We start from the raw sequence: 21935 nt of genomic DNA on the forward strand, positions 1-21935 counted from the left end.
TCCGATGATTGGATACACTAAGTAGATACACTGGGCGAAGGCAAGCTTTTTTTTGCAAGGGCGCCTCTCGGGCCGGCCACCGAGCGCAGGCGTGGCTCCCGCTGCAGGCGTTTCGTCACATATCTGCCTCAAACGGGGCATGATTTCATCGAGGGGGCTTTCGCAGGAGGACTCCCATGAGAGTGAAAGCTTACCTTGCCGTACTGACCTGCTTCGGCCTGGCAGCCGGAGGTGCATCGCTAGCCTCTGTCGATGGATTGAGCTTGACCAGCGCAGCCCACGCCAAGGGTGCCGGCAACAGCGGCGGACACGGCAATGGCGGGCGTGGCGGCTCCAGCAATGGCAAATCGTCGGCCAGCCACGACAAATCGGCCGCTGTGCACGGCAAATCCGCCACGCACAGAACCTTCGTGGCGACGTCGCAAAGTGCGTCTGTTACCCGCTCATTTGGAGCGTTGAGCGCGGCTCACGCATCAGCCACGGCCCGCGAGCACGCCGCCCTCAACTCGGCGGTCGGCAAGATTGCCACCTATGAAAGCAGCCGCGAGACGGCACTGGCCCTTCAGGACCCAGCCGCCCAGGCGCAAGCGCTGGATGACGCGGAAATGCAACTGGCGGCGGCATTCGGCAGAACCGAACTGTCGGCGGCTGAGATCGACCGGATCAACGCCTTGCTGGACGCTCGGCAATAACGGCGCTCTACGTGACTTGATAAAGCCATTTCGCGGCCCGCCGCAAATCGCGTTTTCGATCACGCGGCAGAGCTTTCGCATCGGCGATCAGGTTGCGAGGATTTCGAATTGACCTGCAATCGAAGGGCGCGGGTTGCAGGCCATCGATTTGAAGCAAGCACGGAACGGGTGCAGCAGATGTCGCGTCGATGGTTCCGGTCGATCCGACTGTCGCACAAACACGACCGAATGGCCACGGGCGGGCTCAGCCCATTCCAGGCCAGCAACAGATGGGCTGCCTAGCTCCTACTCCCACTCGATCGTTCCCGGCGGCTTCGAGGTCACGTCGTAGACGACGCGGTTGATGCCTTTCACCTCGTTGATGATGCGAGTGGCGGTGCGGCCGAGGAATTCCATGTCGTAGTGGTAGAAATCCGCCGTCATGCCGTCCACCGAGGTGACGGCGCGCAGCGCCAGCACGGAATCGTAGGTGCGGCCGTCGCCCATGACGCCGACCGTCTGCACCGGCAGCAGCACGGCGAAGGCCTGCCAGATGGCGTCGTAGAGGCCGGCCTTGCGGATCTCGTCCAGATAGATCGCGTCGGCCTCGCGCAGGATTTCCAGTTTCTCGCGCGTCACGCCGCCGGGGCAGCGGATGGCGAGCCCCGGACCGGGGAACGGATGGCGGCCGATGAAGCTGTCGGGCAGGCCGAGTTCCTTGCCCAGCGCCCGCACCTCGTCCTTGAACAGTTCGCGTAGCGGCTCCACCAGCTTCATGTTCATGCGTTCGGGCAGGCCGCCGACATTGTGGTGCGACTTGATGGTCGACGACGTCGCGCCTGTGAAGGAGACGCTCTCGATGACGTCGGGATAGAGCGTGCCCTGCGCCAGGAAATCGGCGCCGCCGAGTTTTTTCGCCTCCTCCTCGAACACCTCGATGAACAGGCGACCGATAGTCTTGCGCTTCTTTTCCGGGTCGCTCTCGCCTTCAAGGGCCGAGATGAATTTGTCCGCGGCATCGACCAGGATCAGCGGCAGGTTGTAGTGCTGCCGGAACATCGCCACCACGTCGGCCGCTTCGTTTTTCCGCATCAGGCCGTGGTCGACGAGGATGCAGGTGAGCTGGTCGCCGACCGCCTCGTGGATCAGCAGGGCAGCGACGGAGGAATCGACGCCGCCAGACAGCGCGCAGATCACCTTCCCCTTGCCGACCTGTTTGCGGATCGCCTCGACCGCCTGCTCGCGATAGGCCGCCATCGTCCAGTCCGAGCGCAGGCCGGCGATATGATGGACGAAGTTCCGGAGCAGCTTGGCGCCGTCCGGCGTATGCACCACCTCGGGGTGGAACTGCACGGCGTAGAACTTCCGGCTCTCGTCGGCGATCGCCGCGAAGGGCGCGCCAGTGGAAGTACCGACGACGCGGAAGCCGGGCGGCAGGGCCGTGACGCGATCGCCGTGGCTCATCCACACCTGGTGGCGCGTGCCCTTCGGCCAGACGCCGTCGAACAGCGCGCTGTCGTCCTGGATTTCGAGGAAGGCGCGGCCATATTCGCGATGGTGGCTGGTCTCGACCTTGCCGCCCAGCTGGGCGCACATGGTCTGCTCGCCATAGCAGATGCCGAGCACCGGAATGCCGGCCGAGAACACCGCGTCCGGCGCGCGCGGGCTGCCGATGTCGACGGTGGAGTGCGGGCTGCCGGAAAGAATGACGGCCTTCGGCCGGATGCGCTGGAAAGCCTCGGCGGCCGACTGGAACGGCACGACTTCGCAGTAGACGCCGGCCTCGCGCACCCGTCTTGCGATGAGCTGCGTGACCTGGCTGCCGAAGTCGATGATGAGAACGGTGTCGGGATGTGTCGTCATGGCGGGCCTTTAAAGACAAAGTCGAGTCGGCGCAATGGGTTGGCGCGCAGAACCGACAGTCCGATTCAAGCGCTTCATGTACTGGCCAAGCGCCTTTGCGCGGAGATTCAAGGCGCGAGCGTACCTGTTGCGAGCGCTTCGGAAAGACGCCCGATGGCGACGGCCAGTTTTTCGTCGATGATGTTCAGATATTCCGTCCAGTCGCCGACATGACTGAGTTCGGCCGCACCGTCGGAAATGCCGCGCAGAGCAATCAGCGGGACGGCGAAAAGCTGGCAGGCGCGCAACACCGCGAAGGTCTCCATGTCCACCATGTCTTCGGCGATCGCATCATAGGCGGCACCCGAAACGATTGCCGCACCGGTGGACAGCGTCGCCTCGGCGATGCCGGGAATGCGCAGCGGCAGCGGTACGGTCGCCGGCAGGTCGAGGAAAGGCGTGACGCCCTTCTTAAAGCCGAGCGGCGAAGCGTCCATGTCGCGATAGCTCACCGAGACCGCCTGGTAGACGCCCGTCTGTTCCAGTGTTCGCGAACCGGCGGAGCCGAGGGAGACGACGAGGTCCGGCAGGGCGCCCTGCTCTTGCAGCCTGGTCAGCTCGGCGCCCATGACTACGGCGGCCTCGACCGGCCCGACACCGGTCAGCAGCGGCGTGAACAGGCGGCGCAGGTTCGGGCCGTATTCGGCCTCGGCCGCCATCACGAACAGGACCGTCTTGCCGGCGATGTGCGTGACGGGGTTCGTCACGGCTGCGCGGCCCCTATCCGGTCAGAGGCCTGCTGCTCCGCAGTTCCCTGACGTTCGACGCCTTCGAAAGGTCTACCGGATCTTTCGATTTGCTGCGCGAACCGGCGTCTCACCCCTGCATTCCCTCACGTCCGGTCACCGTCATCATGGTGCCGGTCATGGTGGCGATCAGCTTGGCTTCGCCGTCGGCAGCGATGGCGTAGGCCTGACCGTCGGCGACGATGATGGTGCGGCCCGGCTTGGTGACGGAGCCGCGGAACAGGAAGCGCTCGCCCCTGCCGGGCGCCAGCAGGTTGACCTTGAATTCGATGGTCAGCACGGCCGCATCTTCCGGCATCAGCGAGAAGGCGGCGTAACCGCAGGCCGAATCCAGCGCCGTGGAAATCACGCCGGCATGGAGGAAGCCGTGCTGCTGGGTCAGCGCCTCGCTGTAGGGCATCTCGATCTCGACGATGCCGGGGGTCACCAGCGTCAGGTCGGCGCCGATGGTCGCCATCGCCTGCTGGCGGGCGAAGGAAGCGCGCACGCGCTCTTCATAGTCGGGGGCCGGAACGATCTTGGCTGCCATGCGGGTGCTTTCGCTGCTAACGATCGCGTTATCGCAGAGGCCGCGACGGCAGGCAATCGCGATTTGTGCGGTGCAACAAGATGCACGGACTTTCCCTCTCGCTTGAGGGGAAGGGAAGCCTGCGCTTCGTTCACCCCACCCGGCGCAGCGCGCAGAAGAAGAAGCCGTCGGTGCCGGAGCGTGCCGGCGAGAGCGAGATGCCGCGTTCCCTGTCGATGCGCGCCGCAGCCGCGTGGCCGGGAAAGTGCGTTTCCCACAGGGCAGCATGATCGACAGCCGAGAAGGCGCCGGCCCGGGCACGGAACGCGTCTATCTGGCCGCCGTTCTCGGCCTCGAACACCGAACATGTGATGTAGACCAGCAGCCCACCGGGTTTCACGAAATCGGACGCCGTATCGAGGATCGCCGCCTGCTCGGCACGGCGCGCCTCCAGTTGCCTGTCGGTCAGCCGCCATTTGGCGTCGGGACGCCGGCGCCAAGTACCGGAGCCCGTGCAAGGAGCGTCGATCAACACGATGTCCATATGACCGGAGAGAGGGCTGAGCTCGGCCGGCTTGGCCACGACCTGCACGTTGCGGGACTCGGCGCGCCGCAGCCGTTCGAAGATCGGCGCCAGCCGCTGCTTTTCGGCGTCGTGGGCGAAGATCTGGCCGCGGTTCTCCATTGCAGCCGACAGGGCCAGCGTCTTGCCGCCGGCGCCGGCGCAATAATCGAGCACCTGCATGCCTGGCGCCGCACCAGCGAGCAGCGCGGCGATCTGCGAGCCTTCGTCCTGCACCTCGAACCAGCCCTTCTGGAAAGCGGGCTCGGCCTGCACGTTTGGATGGCGGCCGCTGCCCTCGATCGGCGGGATGCGGATGCCGTCGGGCGCCAGCGCGGTCGGCGCCGCCTCGGCAAGCCCCAGTTCGGCCAGCACCTTGTCGCGGCCGGCCTTCAGCGTGTTGGCGCGCAGGTCGAGCGGCGGGCGCGCGGCAAGGGCGCCCGCTTCCGCCACCCAGTCAGCTCCGAAAGCGCCTTCCAGCAGCGGCGCGCACCAGTCCGGGCAATCGGCGCGCACGATATCCGGTGCGTCCGCCAGGGAGCGGGACGCCGCCGCGAGTTCCGTTTCCGAAAGCGGCTCGGGCGCGAACTTGTCGCCTTCCAACGCGGCGTTGAGCGATTGCGGCGTCTGGCCCCATTCCAGAAGCAAGGCGCCGAAGCCGAGGGCGCGGGGCGCATCGCCGTCCATCATCCAGCCGGCGGAACGCCGCCGCCGCAGCGCGTCGTAGACGATGTTGCCGATCGCGGCGCGGTCGCCGCCGCCGGCGAAGCGGTGCGAGAGGCCCCAGTCCCGCAGCGCATCCGCCGCCGGGCGGTGCCTGCGGCCAATGTCCTCCAGCACTTCGATGGCTGCCGCCAGCCTTCCGCCCAGTCGCATCGTTCCTGCCATTCGCGGTTGATCCGGCCCCGCTGTAACGGCAGCGGCCCGACTTCACAAGCGCACGATCCGCGCGCTTCCGGGTGCATTGCGCCCGCTTTGCAACCTGCAAGGGCCGACATATCCTTGCGCCTGTGATTCGCGGGCCGAGACGGCGTGGCGACATCCATACGAGGAGAGGGAAAATGAAACTGTTTCTCGCGGAAGTGCTGGGCACGTTCCTGCTTGTGTTCATCGGCTGCGCGGCCATCGTGACGGGCGATCTCGGCACCGCGCTGCCGCTCGGCCAGATCGGCATCGGCCTGGCGTTCGGCCTGGGCCTGGTCGCGGCGGCCTACGCCATCGGCCCGATCTCGGGCGCGCATCTCAACCCGGCGGTGACGCTCGGCTTCTTCCTCGCCGGCCGCCTGCCGGCGAAGGACGTCATCACCTACTGGATCGCCCAGATCGTCGGCGCCATCCTGGCGACCGTCGCACTGTGGATCATGGTCTCCGGCAAGGCCGGCGATCCGATCTCCAACTTCGGGGCGACGACGTGGGACCCGGCGAAGTGGGGCACCTCCTCGGTCTTCCTGACCGAGATGATCGCCACCTTCACCTTCGTGCTCGTCATCCTGGCCTCGACCAGCGCCAAGCACATGAACATGCTGGCGGGCCTCATCATCGGCCTGACGCTGGCGGCGCTGCATCTGGGCTTCATCCCGGTTTCCGGCAACTCGCTGAACCCGGCGCGATCGATCGGCCCGAACCTGTTCTCGGGCAGCGTGGCGATCGGCCAGCTGTGGCTCTACATCGTCGCCCCGCTGGTCGGCGGCGCGATCGCCGGCATCGTCGCCAAGACCGGCGTGTTCGAGAAGGACTGAGCCGGTATCTCACGGCAAACGGAAAAGGCCCCGCGAGGGGCCTTTTTCTTTGGCTGACTGCGAGATTCGCTTGCGCCGCCCCTCATCCGGCTGCCGCCACCTTCTCCCCGTAAACGGGGAGAAGGGACGCTCCTTCGAGCCCATGCCTTACATGCAAAGCCGGCGATCGGCGAAATCGGACAAGAGAACCCTTCTCCCCGTCACTATACGGGGAGAAGGTGGCGGCAGCCGGATGAGGGGCGGCGCCGACGGACGCCGGAAGAAAGGCTCTCTAAGCCGTCCTTTCTTCCACCAAGCCGAGTTCCTCGCTCATCTCGTCGCGCATGACGAACTTCTGCGCCTTGCCGGTGACGGTCATCGGCAGGCTTTCCTTGAAGCGAACGTAGCGCGGGATCTTGTAGTGGGCGATCTGGCCCTGGCAGAAGGCCCTGATCTCGTCTTCGGTGCTCGTCTCGCCGGGCTTCAGCACGATCCAGGCGGCAAGCTCCTCGCCGTATTTCTTGTCCGGCACGCCGAACACCTGAACCTCGCGAACCTTGGGATTGCGGTAGAGGAATTCCTCAACCTCGCGCGGATAGACGTTCTCGCCGCCGCGGATGACCATGTCCTTGACCCGGCCGACGATGTTGCCGAAGCCTTCGGCATCGATGGTGGCGAGGTCGCCGGTGTGCATCCAGCCGTCCGGGTCGATGGCCTCGGCGGTCTTTTCCGCGTCCTCCCAATAGCCCTTCATCACCGAATAGCCGCGGGTGCACAGTTCGCCCGCCTCGCTGACCGCAGCGGTGCGGCCTTCGGCATCCACCACCTTGCATTCGACATGCGGCTGGATGCGGCCGACGGTGGAGACGCGCTTTTCCAGCGGATCGTCGGTGCTCGACTGGAAGGAGACGGGGCTGGTCTCGGTCATGCCATAGGCGATGGTGACCTCGCGCATGTTCATCAGCGAGATGACCTTCTTCATCACCTCGATGGGGCACGGCGAGCCGGCCATAATGCCGGTGCGCAGGCTGGACAGGTCGAAAGTCTTGAAATCGGGATGATCGAGCATGGCGACGAACATGGTCGGCACGCCGTAGACGCCGGTGCAACGCTCGGCCTCGATGGCCTTCAGCGTGGCGCCGGGCTCGAAGCCTTCGCCCGGAAAGATCATCGCCGCGCCCTTGGTGACGCAGCCCATCGAGCCCATCGACATGCCGAAGCAGTGGTAGAACGGCACCGGGATGCACAACCGGTCCTCCGAGGTCAGCTTGATGGCGGAGGTGACGAAATTGCCGTTGTTGACGATGTTGTCGTGCGTCAGCGTGGCGCCCTTCGGCGCACCGGTGGTGCCGGAGGTGAACTGGATGTTGATGGCGTCGTCCGGCTTCAGCGTCTCAGAGATGGCATCCAGCCTCTCGTGCTCGTCGCGGCCGCCCATCGCCAGCACGTCGCCGAAATTGAGCATGCCGGGCGAGTTCTCCTCGCCCATGCGGATGACGATCTCCAGAGATGGCAGTTTCCTCGCCCGAAGCCTACCCGGTTCTGCTGTCGCCAGTTCCGGCGCCAGTGTCGCCAGCATGCCGAGATAGTCCGAACTCTTGAAGCTGGCGGCGGTGACCAGCGCCCGGCAGCCGACCTTGTTCAGCGCATAGTCCAGTTCGGAAAGCCGATAGGCCGGATTGATGTTGACGAGAATCAGGCCGATACGGGCGGTGGCGAACTGGGTGACCAGCCATTCCCAGCGGTTCGGCGACCAGATGCCGATGCGATCGCCCTTTTCCAGCCCGAGCGCCAAAAGGCCGGCGGCGAAGGCATCGACGGTCTCGGCAAGCTCGGCCCAGGTGAAGCGCCGGTCCTGACCAAGGAAGACGGCGGCGTCGCGATCGGCATGACGCTGCGCCGTCTCGGCGAACTGCTCGGGAATCGTCTTGTGCAGCAGCGGCACGGAGCGGTCGCCCGAGACATGGGCGACGCCGTCTTTCGGCGCGATGAAGGTTTCGGCCGCCTTCCCAGCGGTCCTTGCAATGGACTGCGTTGCGGTTCCGGTTGCCATGGGCTCCTCCTTCGCATGCGGGGAATGAAAACTAGCACCGCAAGGCGAAGGCGCAATGCCGCTATGGTAGGAGGGGCCGCCCTGCTTCAGCCCACCGCCTTCGCCACTTTCTCAGCGATTTCGGCGATCAGCGCCTCGTCAGCCGGCGCGCGTTGCTTGCGCGACGTCACGAGGCAGGCCTGCGAGCGCAGGATAACGCCGTCCGACAAGACCTTGAGATGATTGGCGCGCAGGGTCGAGCCGGACGAGGTGATGTCGACGACGATATCGGCCGAGCCGGCAGCCGGCGCGCCTTCGGTAGCGCCGAGGCTTTCGACGATGCGATAGACCTGGATGCCGTGCTTGGCGGTGAAGAACTGCTGGGTGAGCCGCCAGTATTTCGTGGCGATGCGCAGGCGGCGGCCATGGCGCTGGCGGAAGTCGGCGGCGACGTCGTCGAGGTCGGCCATGGTGTCGACGTCCAGCCATATCTCGGGCACCGCCACCACCACGTCGGCATGGCCGAAACCCAGCCGCGCTGCGATCTCGGCGCGCGCTTCCCACTCGGCAAGGGTCTCGCGCACCAGGTCCTCACCGGTGACGCCGAGGTCGACGGCGCCGGCACCGATTTCGCCGGCAATCTCGGAGGCCGACAGGAACACCACCTCGACGCCGGGGCAGGTTTCGATGCGGGCATGGTACTTGCGCTCGTCCTGAGGCAGGCCGACGGCCAACCCGGCCTTGGCCAGCACTTCCAGCGCCTGCTCCTTCAGCCGGCCTTTCGAAGGGAGGGCGAGAGTGACGGTCATGGGAGAGCCTCGCCCGTCGCGGCCAGAATACCCCCACCCAGCATCGCGCTTGAAAGTCGACCCCCACTCCGGTTTGCTTCGCAAACCACCTCTCCCCCGACCGACGGGGGAGAGGAAATCCCGGCCGTGAAGCTGGCTTCTTTCCTCTCCCCCGGGCAGGGGGAGAGGTGCCGAGCATAGCGAGGCGGAGTGGGGGTGCTTGACTGCAAAATCATCACTTGGCCTCCCGCACCGCCGCGATGCGATCCAGCCAGACGGAGAAGCCGACGCCGGGAATGGCTGCCTTGGCGCCGAGCAGCGTCAACAGCCGGTCGTAGCGGCCGCCGCCGACCAGCGGGCGTTCGACCCCTGCGACGCCGATCTCGAAGACCAGGCCGGTGTAATAATCCAGCGGGCGGCCGAAGGCGGCGTCGTAGCGGATCGTCTCGACCGGCAGGCCATGGCCGGCAAGCGCTTCGGCGCGGCGGCTGAACGTCTCCAGCGCCGGACCGAGCAGCAGGCCGGCATCGGCGGCGAAGGCTTCGAGGGAAGCTGCGGCAGCGGCCAGCGGCGCCTCGATGGCCAGAAAGCCCTTGAGGGCGGCGAAAGCCTCGCCGGACAGGCGGATCGAGCGCAGTTGCGCCTTCTCGATGAGGCGGCGGGCAATGTCCGCCGGCGTGCGGCCGGCGGTTGCCGGCAGGCCTGCCTGCTCCATGCCCTCGGCTACGTGGGCGGCGAGCGCCTCAGTGTCGCCGTCCAGCGCCAGCAGCGCCACCGGGGCCGGCAGCGCGCCGTTGCGCGGCGGGTCGGCGAGATCGGCAAGGGCCGCTTCCAGCAACGCCTTGGAACCGAAGGCGCGGGCAAGGCGCATGCGCCAGCCGCGCGGCAGGCCGAGGGCTGCCAGCACCGCCTCGAACAGCGTCTGGTCACCCAGCGTGACGGCCAGCGGCGTGTCGGGCAGCACACGCGACAGCAGCGCATGGGCGTCGGCCACCGAGCGCGCGTCGGCGACCGGCGTATCGCGTTCGCCAAGGTCCTCGATGCCGGCCTGGAAGAATTCGGACGGGCCGTCGCGGCGCTGGCGGAAGACCTCGCCGATATAGCCGTAGCGGCGCGGCGTGCCGGCTTGGCTGGCGATATGATCGCGGCAGACGGGAATGGTGAATTCGGGCCGCAGGCACAGCGTCTCGCCCGTCTCGCTCTCGGTCAGGAAGATGCGGCGGCGCAAATCCTCGCCGGCCATGTCGAGGAACGGGTTGGCCGGCTGCAGGACCGCCACGTCGGCGATGCCGGCACCGCGCTCGGCCAGCAGCGCCGCGATGTCGGCGGCGAAGGACGGCAGGGCGGTCATGATGCGCGCCGCCCACTCTCCCCCCTTGAGGGGGAGATGGCCGCAAAGCGGCCAGAGGGGGTCGTTGCGGCAGCGCGAGGGACCAACAGAACGCCGAGCGCGGCCGCGGCGACCCCTCCCGACCGCTTCGCGGCCGTCCTTCGGACCCCCTCAAGGGGGAGGGGGAGCGCCGGCGCGTCCTTACCCACGGCCGCGCTCCGCAGCCTGTGCGTCGAGGATTTTTCGCACCTCGGCGACCAGATCGGCTTCGGCGACCGTCGCCTGACCCGGCCGGGCCTCCTTGTATTCGGCATGGTCGGCGATAGCCGCGGCCTGCCTCGCGCCCTCGATCAGGTCCTTCAGCTGCACCTGGCCGGCCTCCCGCTCGTTGCCGCCCTGAATGACGGCGACAGGCGAGCCGCGCCGGTCGGCATATTTCAGCTGCGCCTTCATGCCGGCGCCGCCGAGATACATTTCGGCCCGGATACCGGCCCTGCGCAGGTCCGACACCATCTTCTGGTAGCGGCCGAGGCTCTCCGTGTCGCGGTCCATCACCAGCACCACCACCGGCGCGACGACATCGGAGGTATCGAGCTTGCCGAGGTTCTTCAGGGCCGTCATCAGCCGCGACACGCCGATGGAAAACCCGGTCGCGGGCACCGGTTCGCCACGGAAGCGCGACACCAGCCCGTCATAGCGCCCGCCGCCGCCGACCGAGCCGAAGCGCACGATCTTGCCCTCGTCGTTGGGAATCTCGGCCAGCAGTTCGGCCTCGTAGACCGGACCGGTGTAGTATTCGAGGCCGCGCACGACGGAGGGATCGATCTTCACGCGGCCATCGTCATAGCCGGCGGCAGCGACCATCGCGCCGATATCGGCCAGTTCCTGTACGCCTTCCTCACCGCGCGCGGAGCCGGAAACGGCCGCCCGCATCGCCTGCAGTTTCACCGCCGGATCGCTGTCGGATGCCGTCGTCAGCAAAAGCACCTTGTCGGCCTGCTCCGCCGTCAGCCCCGCGCCTTTGGTGAAATCGCCGCTCTCGTCCAGTCGGCCCTTGCCGAGTAGGTCTCGCACGCCCTCCGGGCCGACCTTATCCAGCTTGTCGATGGCGCGCAGCACGGTGAGCCGGCGGCCGGCGTTGTCGTCGCCGCCGAGGCCGATCGCCTCCAGCACGCCGTCCAGCACCTTGCGGTTGTTGACGCGGATGACGTAGTCGCCGCGCGCAATCCCCAGCGCCTCCATAACGTCGGCCATCATCATCGCCATTTCGGCATCCGCCGCGACGCCCGGCGTGCCGACGGTGTCGGCGTCGAACTGCATGAACTGGCGGAAGCGCCCAGGCCCCGGCTTCTCATTGCGGAACACCCAGCCGGCACGGTAGCTGCGGAAGGGTTTCGGCAGGCGGTCGTAGTTTTCCGCCACGAAGCGCGCCATCGGCGCGGTGAGATCATAGCGCAGCGACAGCCATTGCTCGTCATCGTCCTGGAAGGAGAAGACGCCTTCGTTCGGGCGGTCCTGGTCGGGCAGGAATTTGCCAAGCGCATCGGTGTATTCGATCAACGGCTGGTCGGCCGGCTCGAAGCCGTAGAGTTCGTAGACGGCCTTGATCCTGCCCATCATCAGTTCGACGGCGCGGATGTCGTCGGCATGGCGATCGACGAAACCGCGCGGCAGGCGTGCCAGCATCTTCTGCGATTTGTCGGCCATGGTCGGTCCCCGCTGTCTCAGCTTGATCGCCGCGCCCCGGTGACAGGTTCGGGCGGGCGAGAGCGTCCTAGCCGATGGCGTTTGCAGCGGCAAGCTTGCGGTGCGCGCTTTGGCACGCCCGGCATGGAAACAAAAATGCACACGGATTGAAACAATTTCGCCGTTTTCGCGGCATGGTGGCGACATATTCGCCCCTCATAAGCCCAGCCAAGGCAAAGGGGGCCAGGCCATGGCGGCAAGGGGCGACATCGAAATCATCGACAGGAATGCAGCGCGGCTGAAGCCGGCCGCCGGGAGCATGCGGGCGCCCTCGGCAAGCGCTGCCGGCCCGTTCGAGCCGGTGGTGCCGCCGCGCAAGGGCGCGGGACTCGGCGATGCGCTGGTTACCGGCCTGCTGGTCGTCTACCCGGCCTTCGCAACCGTGGCCGCCGTGGTCGTCGGTTTCGCGCTCTCGGGCGGCGGCGCCTGACCCGCGGAGACGCTGGTTCTCGTCACCGTTCATGCCATACGGGACGGTAACTTTGCCGGAGCACTGCCAGCGTCGTGGCGGGCGTCAGCACTTTCAGCGTGTTCCCCAGCGAACCGAAGCCCGTCGGCTTGCCGTAGCCGGCAAAGCTCCACGGCAGCGCCGCACCGCCGCGCAGGGCGTAGGCGCGCGACCCGTCAGCCACCATGGCACCGTCCGGCAGTTGGCCAAGCTCTCCGGCTTCGATGACGTGCGGCGTGCCGCCTGAGGCAAGGCGCTCGCGATGCAGGCGCTTGTCCAGCATCGGCGCGCGCGGTTCCTCGATGCCGAAGGCCGTGCCGAACCGTGCCAGGAAATCGGCCGCCCGTTCGCGCCGGCAGTAGAAGCAGGGGCGATGCCCCGCCGCCAGCGCCGTCACCTCGTCGAGGAAAAACAGCTCGGTCCAGCCGGCCTTGTCCGGCTCGCCGGGCCGACCCTTGCGATTGCGACCCATCGGCTCGCGGCGCACGTCGCGGAAGGTGCATTCGCAGACGATCCAGGCCGGCAAGGCCCAGCGCTTGCGAAGCAGCGTCTTCGTTTCGGGATCGTGGATGATGCCGCGATTGCCAGTGAACAGGCCGCGTTCGGGCACGGCGTGGATCGCCCCGAACGGATCGACGCGGTTTTGCAGTGGCATAGCGTTTTCTCCGCTTGTCGGGCGCGCCTTGCTGGCCCGCCTCCGGCCGGCATGATAGTGCTCGCGCGTTCCAAACGCTGTCAGGATGGTCATGCGGGTACTGATTGTCGAGAATTATGACGGGACCGGCCTCGGCCAGGTCGGCGCCGCCCTTGCCGAGGCGAATGCCGAGATCGATCTGCGCCGGCCCTATCTCGGTGACACGCTGCCCACGGACACGACGGGCCATGACGCGCTGGTGATGTTCGGCGGCGGCCAGAATGCGCTGGCCGACGACGCCTATCCCTACTTTCCCGACCTGATGAAGCTCATCCGCACCTTCACTGACCGGCAGCAGGCGGTGCTGGGAATCTGCCTCGGCAGCCAGCTTATCGCCCGCGCCTTCGGCGGCGAGAACCACATCGGCACCGCCCGCGAGTTCGGCTGGCAGAAGGTGTCGCTGGCACCGGAGGCCAAGGCGGACGCCGTGCTCGGCGGCCTGCCGGCCTCCTTCCCGACCTTCCAGTGGCACGACGACACTTTCTCTCTGCCCGAGGGAGCCGTGCGCCTGGCCGGCAATGCGGTCGCGGAAAACCAGGCTTTCCGCGTCGGCCGCGCCACCTACGGCTTCCAGTTCCATTTCGAAGCCGACCGAGCGCTGGTGCGGCAATGGAGCGCCAAGTTCGGCGACCTCATCGCGCAGAAACGCCCCGACTGGACCGAGACGATGGAAGCGGACGCCGCCAGCTTCGGCGCGGACGCCGACGAACGCGGCATCGCCATCGCGCGTGCCTGGGTGGCGGCGATCTGAACCAAGCAGTGCGTCCTTCGAGGCTCGCTGCGCTCGCACCTCAGGATGAGGGAGGTCGTGCACCGGCCCCACTTGTTGAGGTTTCTCCAAACGGTCCTCATCCTGAGGTGCGAGCGCAGCGAGCCTCGAAGGACGCACGACAAATCGTGGCATATCCGCCACGCCCCTGAAAATCCGCTGTGGACGACGTCTTTCGCGCTTGGCCTGTGGCCGGCCGATAGCCTATCAGCGCGACCGCTCTGCAACGGCGTCGCAACCGGCACCATCCGTTGGTGTTGCCGGCGCGACACACCGCCGAAACAGAGCGACCCTAGAAGCGCGCAATTGCCGAAACCTTGAAGCAAAAGCCGCGTTTTCAACACATTGGTAACCGCGTGCGTGCAGCCATGCGAACGGCTTCAAAACCTGGGATCACAACCGTGAAAGCAGCCCTCCTGTCCTTCGCCATGCTGGCCGCCATCGTCGTATGCGGCGTCGGCATCTACGCGGCCGACGCGGCCAACAACCACCTCGCCGTGGACGGCTACGGCGTCGTCGCGGCGCGCTGAGAGACGGCCTCGACCGTCGCTTCCAGGATACGCTTGGCGCCGCCTTCCACCGCCAGAGCGCTCAGCCTTCCCGACCCGACCGCAAAACTATCGAGATTGACCCGGTTCGGCCGGATATCGACGGCCGTGCCCGGCGTGTGGCCGTGGACGATCACTTTCTCGTAAAGGCCGGCGTGCAGCAGGAACTCGTCGCGGATCCAGACGAGATCGCGCGCCTGCTGCCGCTCGAGCGGCGTGCCCGGCCTGATGCCGGCATGGCAGAAGAAGAAATCGCCGAAGCTGGCCGAGGTCGGCAGCGAGCGCAGGAATTCCCTGTGGCCGGCGGGAATGGCCGCCGCCAGCGCGGAGTGCCCCGCCTCGATCGATCCGGCCGTCAGCTCGACGCCGTAGGAGCGCGCCGTCTCCACGCCGCCGAAACGGACGAACAGGCCGGTGGCGCTGGGCGCTTCGAGGAAATCGAGCAGCCCCTGCTCGTGGTTGCCCGACAGGCAAAGGACGCGGGCGTCCCGCGCCCGCCTGTCGATCAGGAAATCGAGCACGCCCTTCGAATCCGGACCGCGGTCGACATAGTCGCCGAGATGGACGATGCGCCAGTCCGCCACGCCGTCGCGCGCGATTTCGGCCGCAATCGCATCGTACATGGCGGCAAGCAGATCCAGCCGGCCATGCACGTCGCCGATGGCGTAGAGGCGCATGCCTTTCGGCGCGCGGGCGTCGCGAAAATGAAGTCCCGGCATCAAGGCTCCGCCGATTCGATAACTGCCGGCGTATCCTATCGGTAGAGCATGTCCTTGCCGACCGTGTTGATGTCGCGGCGGCCGCACAGCGCCAGCGTCATGTCGAGTTCCTTGCGTATGATCTCCAGCGCCCTGGTGACGCCGCGCTTGCCGTCGGCGCCGAGCCCGTAGAGGAACGGCCGGCCGATATAGGTGCCCTTGGCGCCGAGGCAGAGCGCCTTGAGCACGTCCTGGCCGGAGCGGATGCCGCCGTCCATATGCACCTCGATGCGGTCGCCGACCTTCTCGACGATCTCCTCCAGCACCGAGATGGAGGACGGCGCGCCGTCGAGCTGACGGCCGCCATGATTGGAGACGATGATGGCGTCGGCGCCGGTCCTGGTCGCCATCTCGGCGTCCTCCTTGTCGAGGATGCCCTTCAGGATCAGCTTGCCGCCCCAGCGCTCGCGGATCCATTCCACATCCTTCCACGACAGCGAGGGGTCGAACTGCTCGTCGGTCCAGGCCTTGAGCGAGGAGAGGTCGGTGACGCCCTTGGCGTGGCCGACGATGTTGCGGAACGTGCGTCGCTTGGTGCCCAGCATACCCATCACCCAGCGCGGGCGGATGGCCATGTCCAGAATGTTTGACGGCGTCATCTTCGGCGGCGCCGACAGGCCGTTGCGCAGATCCTTGTGGCGCTGCGCCAGGATCTGCAGGTCGAGCGTCAGCACCAGCGCAGAGCAGTTCGCGGCCTTGGCGCGATCGATGAGGTTATAGACGAAATCCTTGTCGCGCATGACGTAGAGCTGGAACCAGAAAGGCTTCTTCGTCACCGAGGCGACGTCCTCGATGGAGCAGATCGCCATGGTCGACAGTGTGAACGGCACGCCGAATTCCTCGGCCGCCTGCGCCGCCAGCATCTCGCCGTCGGCGTGCTGCATGCCGGTCGAGCCGGTCGGCGCCAGGGCCACCGGCATAGACACCTTTTCGCCGATCATGGTCGTTTCGAGCGTGCGGTTGTCCATGTCGACCAGCACGCGCTGGCGGAACTTTATCTTCTTAAAATCCTCCTCGTTGGCGCGATAGGTGCTCTCCGTCCAGCCGCCGGAATCGGCATAATCGAAGAACATCGTCGGCACGCGCCGGCGCGCCTGGCTCTTGAGGTCGTCGATGGTGAGATGGAGGCTCATCGAAAGGTTCCCAGGTTCAGGATCGTTTGCGTTGCAATTCGTGTTCGCCGGCGCGCTGGCGCAGTCTCAGCCGCGACACGCGCTGCCAGTCGCCGGTGCGTTCGGCCTCGGCCATCGAGCGCTCGACATAGGCGATGTGATCCATCGCAGCCTTGCGCGCGGCGGCAGGGTCGCCAGCCTTGACGGCCATGTAGATGGCGCGGTGCTGCGCCAGCAGTTCCTCGCGCGCGCCGGGCAAGGTGAACACCAGCAGGCGGTGGCGGAAGACGCCTTCCGACAGCAGGCGGTAGCACGAGCGCAGCGTGTGCAGCAGAATGATGTTGTGGGCGCACTCGCCGACGGCGTGATGGAATTCGACGTCGATCTCGGCCTCGTCCTCGAAATCGCCGCTGTCGTAGGCCTCGTCCATGCGCGCCATGATGGCGTCGAGCAGCGCGATGTCGTCGGGCGTGGCGCGCCGGGCGGCGTATTCGGCCGCAATTCCCTCGATCTCGCGGCGGTATTCCAGATAGTCGCCGGCCGCCTTGCGATGGGTTGAGATCAGGTCCATCACCGGCTTCGAGAAGACTTGGCCGATGACGTCGGCGACATAGGTGCCGCCGCCGTGGCGGGTGACCAGCAGGCCGCGCAGTTCGAGCGTCTTCAGCGCGTCGCGCAAGATCGGCCGCGACACCTCGAAGCGCTGGGCGAGGTCACGCTCGCCGGGCAGCCGGTCGCCGGTGCGCAGCACGCCTTCAAGGATCAGCGTCTCGATCTGGCCGATCACCTCGTCGGCCGTGCGCGAATGCTCGATGCGGGAAAAGATGTCGCTCAACGGAAATGCCCGCGAATGAAGCCCTGTCGCATAGAATACAGGCAGCGCCGCCAACTGGTCAAATAATTTATCCAATTCCAGGTCAACCGTTCGGCGTATCGCCGAACCTCCTGCCCTCGCACCGCCGGATTCGGCGTTTGCCTCCCGCCGCGATTGACCTTAGAGGCGAACGTCGCACGCAAGGCCCTGTCGCGGACCTGCGGCAAACCGGGGGACCGGCCGTGTCGGACGAGGCATCGAATCTGGAATTCAGGCCGCGCGCCGCCGGCGCGGTGCTGGGCTTTCCCACCCACGAGGGCCGGCCGGGCGCGCTCGGCGAGGTGCATGCGCGGCCCTATCCGCTGGTCGAAGGGCCAAGGGTTCTGGTGCAGCTTTCCTTCATGACCGAGGCGGGATCGAGCGTCGACCATGCGGTGCTCTCGGAACTGTCGCGGCGGCTCGGCATCGCCGCGCCCGACCGGCAGGCGCGCCACCATGCGATGAAGTGGGGCACCGGCACGCTGCGCTGGGAGCGGCACACGGAATTTTCCACCTATCTGTGGGAAGGCATGCTCGGCAAGAGCGGCCCCCGGCAGGAAGACTCCCCCTTCGGCAACGGCTTTTCGCCGCCGGGCACCGTGATCTCCGGCATCAGGCTGGAAATCCGCAAATGGACGCCGGCGGCCGAGAAGCTGATCGCCAATTTCGACCCGACCAGCCTGTGCTACTCGCTGGTCGAGCACGGCAAGGCCGCCATCGTCACCGACTTTCGCCAGGACGGCGACGGGCTGACCCGCATGCTGGTGCTCGACCGCGGGCTCACGCCGGCCTCGACCGGCGCGCTGTCGCAGCGGCTGATCGACATCGAGACATACCGGACGCTGGCCGTGCTCGGCCTGCCGCTGGCCCTGTCGCTGTCGGCGCGCGTGCGGCGCATCGAGGACCGGCTGGCAACGATCACACGCGAGATGAAAGACACCGACGCGCGCGACAGCCACGCACTGCTGGCCGACCTGACCGAGCTTGCGGCCGAACTCGAGGCCGACGCCGCCGCCAGCCTCTACCGCTTCGGCGCCAGCCGCGCCTATGACGGCATCGTGCGCGAGCGGCTGGAGGCGCTGGACGAGGAACCGGTGCCCGGCCACGACACCTGGGCGGGCTTCCTCCAGCGCCGCGTCGCGCCGGCCATGCGCACCTGCCGCTCGGTCGAGGAGCGGCAGGCGAACCTGTCCCGAAAACTCACCCGCGCCACGACGCTGCTGCGCACCTGGGTGGACGTCGAGGTGGAAAAGCAGAACCGCGACCTGCTCGCTTCCATGAACAACCGCGCCCGCCTGCAACTGCGCCTGCAGCAGACGGTGGAGGGACTGTCGGTGGCGGCCGTCTCCTACTACGTCGTCGGCCTGATCGGCTATCTGGCCAAGGGCGGCGCCTCGGCCTTCGGCCACGCCTTCTCGCCGGAAGCGGTGACGGCGGCGGCCGTTCCGGTCGCGGTGCTGGCGGTGTGGTGGGGTGTCAGGCGCATCCGCCATTCGCATTCGGAGACCGGCAAGGCGGCGGGAGAGTAACGCCAACCTACTGAAGGGGGGGCCATCGCCTGTGGCGCATTGCCCCTCTCCGTCGCGCTGCGCGCGCCACCTCCCCCCAACGGGGGAGGAACTGTGGCCGCGATGCCGGCGCTTCTCCAGCTTGGGTTCCTCGCCCCTCTGGGGAAAGGTGGCGCGCGCAGCGCGACGGAGAGGGGGCGGTGCCATACGCGCTGTTCTTTCCGCATGGGAGGGCCACGCGGCCAATTGCCGCTGCGGAATGCGACGCGCTCCGCCGCTTCCGAATTCGCCGAAAGCAGCATTTGCATGCAGCTCCGCTAATTGGTAAAAGCTTTTTACCAGTTCGACGGAAGGATATGTCATGTCCGGCCTTGCCATGCCGAAGGCAGACAGCGAGACGATGGCCCGCCGTGCGACCATCGTCGCGGACCTCCGCGCCATCGTGCCGGGCGAAGGCGTCGTCGAGACGGTCAACGAGATGCGCGCCTTCGAGAGCGACGGGCTCACCGCCTATCGGCAACTCCCGCTTGTCGTCGTGCTGCCGGAAACGGTGGCGCAGGTGTCGCGGGTGCTGAAATACTGCAACGAGCATAAAATCCGTGTCGTGCCGCGCGGCTCCGGCACCTCGCTGTCCGGCGGCGCGCTGCCGCTGGAGGATGCGGTGCTGCTGGTGATGAGCCGCTTCAACCGCATTCTGTCGATAGATTACCCGAACCGTGTCGTCGTCGCCCAGCCCGGCGTCACCAATCTCGGCATCACGCGCGCGGTGGAGGAAGAGGGTTTCTACTACGCTCCCGACCCCTCCTCGCAGATCGCCTGCTCCATCGGCGGCAACGTGGCGGAGAATTCCGGCGGCGTGCACTGCCTGAAATACGGACTCACCGCCAACAACGTGCTGGGCATCGAAATGGTGCTGATGGACGGCGAGGTGATCCGCCTCGGCGGCCGGCACCTCGATGCCGAAGGCTACGACCTGCTCGGCATCATGACCGGCTCGGAAGGTCTGCTCGGCGTCGTCACCGAGGTGACGGTGCGCATCCTGAAGAAGCCGGACACGGCGCGCGCGCTGCTGATCGGCTTCCCGACCAGCGAGCAAGGCGGCCAGTGCGTCGCCGACATCATCGGCGCCGGCATCATTCCGGGCGGCATGGAGATGATGGACGCTCCGGCCATCCGCGCGGCCGAGGATTTCGTCCAGGTCGGCTATCCCCTCGACTGCGAGGCGCTGCTGATCGTCGAACTGGACGGGCCGGCGGTGGAGGTCGACCACCTGATCGGACAGGTCGAGGCCATCGCCATCCGGAACGGTTCGACCACCTGCCGCATTTCGGCAAGCGAGGACGAGCGGCTGGCCTTCTGGGCCGGGCGCAAGGCCGCCTTTCCGGCGGTCGGGCGCATCTCGCCGGACTACTACTGCATGGACGGCACCATTCCGCGCAAGGAACTGCCGCGCGTGTTGCACGGCATGAGAGAGCTTTCGGAGAAATACGGCCTCGGCGTCGCCAACGTGTTTCATGCCGGCGACGGCAATTTGCATCCGCTGATCCTTTACGACGCCAACAAGCCCGGCGAACTGGAAAGCGCCGAGGCGTTCGGCGCCGACATCCTGCGCTTGTGCGTGGCGGTCGGCGGCGTGCTGACCGGCGAGCACGGCGTCGGTGTCGAAAAGCGCGACCTGATGCCGGAAATGTTCAACGAGACCGACCTCGACCAGCAGATGCGGGTGAAATGCGCCTTCGACCCCGGCCACCTGCTCAACCCCGGCAAGGTGTTTCCGCAATTGCGGCGATGCGCCGAGCTGGGACGGATGCATGTGCACAAGGGGCAAGTCGCGTTCCCGGATATTCCGAGGTTCTGATGATACGAGCGCCAGCGTTTCCCCTCCCCCTTGAGGGGGTCCGAAGGACAGCCGCGAAGCGGCCGGGAGGGGTCGACGAGGCGTCGAGGGGTTTGCTGATGTCTCACACGGCCGCAACGACCCCCTCTGGCTGCCATGCAGCCATCTCCCCCTCAAGGGGGGAGAAAGGGTCGGCGCCATGACCACCTTCACACCCACCACAGCCGCCGAAACGCTCTCCACCGTCCAGTGGGCGCTGGCGGAGGAAGCGCCGCTGGAGGTCATCGGCCACGGCTCCAAGCAAGGCATCGGCCGGCCGGTGCAGGCTGAACATACGCTCGACCTCTCTCGACTGACCGGTGTAACCCTCTATGAACCGGCCGAACTGGTTCTCTCTGCGAAGGCCGGCACGCCGCTCGCCGAAATCGAAGCCCTGCTGGCCGAGAACGGCCAGCAGCTCGCCTTCGAGCCGATGGACTACGGCCCACTGCTCGGAGAGGCTCCGGGGCGCGGCAGCATCGGCGGCGTTCTGGCGGCGAACCTTGCCGGCCCGCGCCGGCTCAAGGCGGGCGCGGCGCGCGACCATATCCTCGGCATCCATGCCGTGTCGGGGCGCGGCGAGGCCTTCAAGTCGGGCGGCCGCGTCGTCAAGAACGTCACCGGCTACGATCTTTCCAAGGGGCTGGCCGGTTCCTGGGGCACGCTGGCGGTTCTCACCGACGTCACCTTCAAGGTGCTGCCCACCGCCGAGACCGAGACGACGCTTGCCGTGCGTGGCCTCTATGACGAGCAGGCGGTGGCCGCGATGGCGCTCGCCATGGGCTCCAACGCGGAAGTCTCAAGTGCGGCGCACCTGCCCTATCCGGCGGTCGCGCGCGTCAACGGCGGCCGTTTCGGCAGCGATGCCACGACGCTGCTGCGCGTCGAGGGTTTCGCGCCGTCCGTCACTGCCCGACTCGCCATGCTGACGGCGCTCTTGAAAAATGCTGGCCCGCTGGAGGAAATCGCCGGCGAAAAGTCCAGGCTGCTGTGGGGCGAAGTGCGCGACTGCGCACCCTTCGCCGGAAACGACGAGCGGCCAGTCTGGCGCGTCTCGATGGCGCCGTCCGACGGCCACGCCATGGTCATGGCGTTGCGCCGGCAGACGGCCGTCGACGCCTTCTACGACTGGCAGGGCGGGCTCGCCTGGCTGCGCATGGAAAGCGGCGAGCCGGAAGCCGACCTGATGCGCGCGCTGGTGAAGAAGCACGGCGGCGGCCACGCCACGCTGGTGCGTGCCAGCGCGGCGGATCGCGCGGCGCTGCCGGTGTTCCAGCCGCAGCCGCCGGCGCTCGCCGCCCTTTCAGCGCGGCTGAAGGGTGAGTTCGACCCGAAGGCTATCCTCAACCCCGGCCGCATGGCCTAG

Annotated in this window: 20 protein-coding genes; 8 read left to right on the forward strand and 12 right to left on the reverse strand. The window is 67.0% G+C overall.

Annotation, left to right across the window (positions count from 1 at the left end; translation table 11 throughout):
* Positions 1 to 176 precede the first annotated feature (176 nt).
* On the forward strand, positions 177 to 692 hold the full coding sequence (locus E6C48_RS17085) for a Holotricin-3 precursor (protein WP_168734567.1): 516 nt from the start codon (positions 177 to 179) through the stop codon (positions 690 to 692).
* A 285-nt stretch (positions 693 to 977) separates the two neighbouring features.
* On the opposite strand, the gene guaA is transcribed toward E6C48_RS17085, so the two are convergent.
* The 4 genes from guaA to E6C48_RS17105 form a co-directional block, all read right to left on the reverse strand.
* Positions 978 to 2534, reverse strand: a complete 1557-nt coding sequence (gene guaA / locus E6C48_RS17090; RefSeq protein ID WP_136359379.1) for a glutamine-hydrolyzing GMP synthase — start codon at positions 2532 to 2534, stop codon at positions 978 to 980.
* A gap of 107 nt (positions 2535 to 2641) precedes the next feature.
* Positions 2642 to 3280, reverse strand: a complete 639-nt coding sequence (locus E6C48_RS17095; RefSeq protein ID WP_136359380.1) for a 5'-methylthioadenosine/S-adenosylhomocysteine nucleosidase — start codon at positions 3278 to 3280, stop codon at positions 2642 to 2644.
* A gap of 109 nt (positions 3281 to 3389) precedes the next feature.
* Positions 3390 to 3848 carry a PaaI family thioesterase gene (locus E6C48_RS17100; RefSeq protein WP_136359381.1) on the reverse strand — a complete coding sequence of 153 codons (459 nt, stop codon included), beginning with the start codon at positions 3846 to 3848 and terminating at the stop codon, positions 3390 to 3392.
* Positions 3849 to 3978: 130 nt separating this feature from the next.
* The gene (locus E6C48_RS17105) at positions 3979 to 5265 is read right to left on the reverse strand and encodes an RsmB/NOP family class I SAM-dependent RNA methyltransferase (protein ID WP_136359440.1); all 1287 of its coding nucleotides are present in this window, start codon (positions 5263 to 5265) and stop codon (positions 3979 to 3981) included.
* Positions 5266 to 5450: 185 nt separating this feature from the next.
* On the opposite strand from E6C48_RS17105, the gene E6C48_RS17110 reads away from it, so the two are divergent.
* The gene (locus tag E6C48_RS17110) at positions 5451 to 6128 is read left to right on the forward strand and encodes an MIP/aquaporin family protein (protein ID WP_136359382.1); all 678 of its coding nucleotides are present in this window, start codon (positions 5451 to 5453) and stop codon (positions 6126 to 6128) included.
* Positions 6129 to 6399: 271 nt separating this feature from the next.
* Here the strand turns inward: E6C48_RS17110 and E6C48_RS17115 are convergent, their stop codons facing one another.
* From E6C48_RS17115 to hisS, 4 genes are all read right to left on the reverse strand, one after another.
* The gene (locus tag E6C48_RS17115; RefSeq protein WP_136359383.1) at positions 6400 to 8160 is read right to left on the reverse strand and encodes an AMP-binding protein; all 1761 of its coding nucleotides are present in this window, start codon (positions 8158 to 8160) and stop codon (positions 6400 to 6402) included.
* An 86-nt stretch (positions 8161 to 8246) separates the two neighbouring features.
* Positions 8247 to 8948, reverse strand: a complete 702-nt coding sequence (gene hisG / locus E6C48_RS17120; RefSeq protein WP_136359384.1) for an ATP phosphoribosyltransferase — start codon at positions 8946 to 8948, stop codon at positions 8247 to 8249.
* 214 nt (positions 8949 to 9162) lie between these two features.
* Complete coding sequence (locus tag E6C48_RS17125; RefSeq protein ID WP_136359385.1) at positions 9163 to 10278, reverse strand: ATP phosphoribosyltransferase regulatory subunit; 1116 nt, start codon at positions 10276 to 10278, stop codon at positions 9163 to 9165.
* A gap of 180 nt (positions 10279 to 10458) precedes the next feature.
* Positions 10459 to 11964: a histidine--tRNA ligase gene (gene hisS, locus E6C48_RS17135; RefSeq protein ID WP_136359386.1), complete on the reverse strand. Its 1506-nt coding sequence runs from the start codon at positions 11962 to 11964 to the stop codon at positions 10459 to 10461.
* Positions 11965 to 12193: 229 nt separating this feature from the next.
* Here hisS and E6C48_RS17140 point away from each other — a divergent pair, with 229 nt between their 5' ends.
* The gene (locus E6C48_RS17140) at positions 12194 to 12433 is read left to right on the forward strand and encodes a hypothetical protein (RefSeq protein WP_136359387.1); all 240 of its coding nucleotides are present in this window, start codon (positions 12194 to 12196) and stop codon (positions 12431 to 12433) included.
* A 22-nt stretch (positions 12434 to 12455) separates the two neighbouring features.
* Here the strand turns inward: E6C48_RS17140 and E6C48_RS17145 are convergent, their stop codons facing one another.
* A complete protein-coding gene (locus tag E6C48_RS17145; protein ID WP_136359388.1) occupies positions 12456 to 13106 on the reverse strand; it encodes a hypothetical protein in 651 nt (216 codons plus the stop codon).
* Between the two features lie 91 nt (positions 13107 to 13197).
* Here E6C48_RS17145 and E6C48_RS17150 point away from each other — a divergent pair, with 91 nt between their 5' ends.
* Both E6C48_RS17150 and E6C48_RS23050 read left to right on the forward strand, forming a co-directional pair.
* Positions 13198 to 13896 carry a type 1 glutamine amidotransferase gene (locus E6C48_RS17150; RefSeq protein ID WP_136359389.1) on the forward strand — a complete coding sequence of 233 codons (699 nt, stop codon included), beginning with the start codon at positions 13198 to 13200 and terminating at the stop codon, positions 13894 to 13896.
* Positions 13897 to 14315: 419 nt separating this feature from the next.
* On the forward strand, positions 14316 to 14444 hold the full coding sequence (locus E6C48_RS23050; RefSeq protein WP_269142576.1) for a hypothetical protein: 129 nt from the start codon (positions 14316 to 14318) through the stop codon (positions 14442 to 14444).
* On the opposite strand, the gene E6C48_RS17155 is transcribed toward E6C48_RS23050, so the two are convergent.
* The 3 genes from E6C48_RS17155 to E6C48_RS17165 are packed head-to-tail and all read right to left on the reverse strand — an operon-like array spanning position 14420 to position 17167.
* Positions 14420 to 15181, reverse strand: coding sequence for a metallophosphoesterase family protein (locus E6C48_RS17155; RefSeq protein ID WP_230978817.1), 762 nt, complete (start codon positions 15179 to 15181; stop codon positions 14420 to 14422). The genes E6C48_RS23050 and E6C48_RS17155 overlap by 25 nt on opposite strands.
* Positions 15182 to 15216: 35 nt before the next feature.
* Positions 15217 to 16353 carry an alpha-hydroxy acid oxidase gene (locus E6C48_RS17160; RefSeq protein ID WP_136359390.1) on the reverse strand — a complete coding sequence of 379 codons (1137 nt, stop codon included), beginning with the start codon at positions 16351 to 16353 and terminating at the stop codon, positions 15217 to 15219.
* Between the two features lie 16 nt (positions 16354 to 16369).
* Positions 16370 to 17167: a FadR/GntR family transcriptional regulator gene (locus tag E6C48_RS17165; RefSeq protein WP_136359391.1), complete on the reverse strand. Its 798-nt coding sequence runs from the start codon at positions 17165 to 17167 to the stop codon at positions 16370 to 16372.
* A gap of 221 nt (positions 17168 to 17388) precedes the next feature.
* Between E6C48_RS17165 and E6C48_RS17170 the strand changes: the two genes are divergently transcribed.
* The 3 genes from E6C48_RS17170 (at position 17389) to E6C48_RS17180 (ending at position 21935) form a co-directional block, all read left to right on the forward strand.
* Complete coding sequence (locus E6C48_RS17170; protein WP_136359392.1) at positions 17389 to 18714, forward strand: DUF3422 family protein; 1326 nt, start codon at positions 17389 to 17391, stop codon at positions 18712 to 18714.
* 340 nt (positions 18715 to 19054) lie between these two features.
* On the forward strand, positions 19055 to 20551 hold the full coding sequence (locus E6C48_RS17175) for an FAD-linked oxidase C-terminal domain-containing protein (protein ID WP_136359393.1): 1497 nt from the start codon (positions 19055 to 19057) through the stop codon (positions 20549 to 20551).
* A gap of 178 nt (positions 20552 to 20729) precedes the next feature.
* Positions 20730 to 21935 (forward strand): FAD-binding protein, encoded by a 1206-nt coding sequence (locus E6C48_RS17180; protein ID WP_136359394.1) that lies wholly within the window; start codon positions 20730 to 20732, stop codon positions 21933 to 21935.

This window comes from Ollibium composti, assembly GCF_004801285.1.
GTDB classification, from domain to species: Bacteria; Pseudomonadota; Alphaproteobacteria; order Rhizobiales; family Rhizobiaceae; genus Mesorhizobium; species Mesorhizobium composti.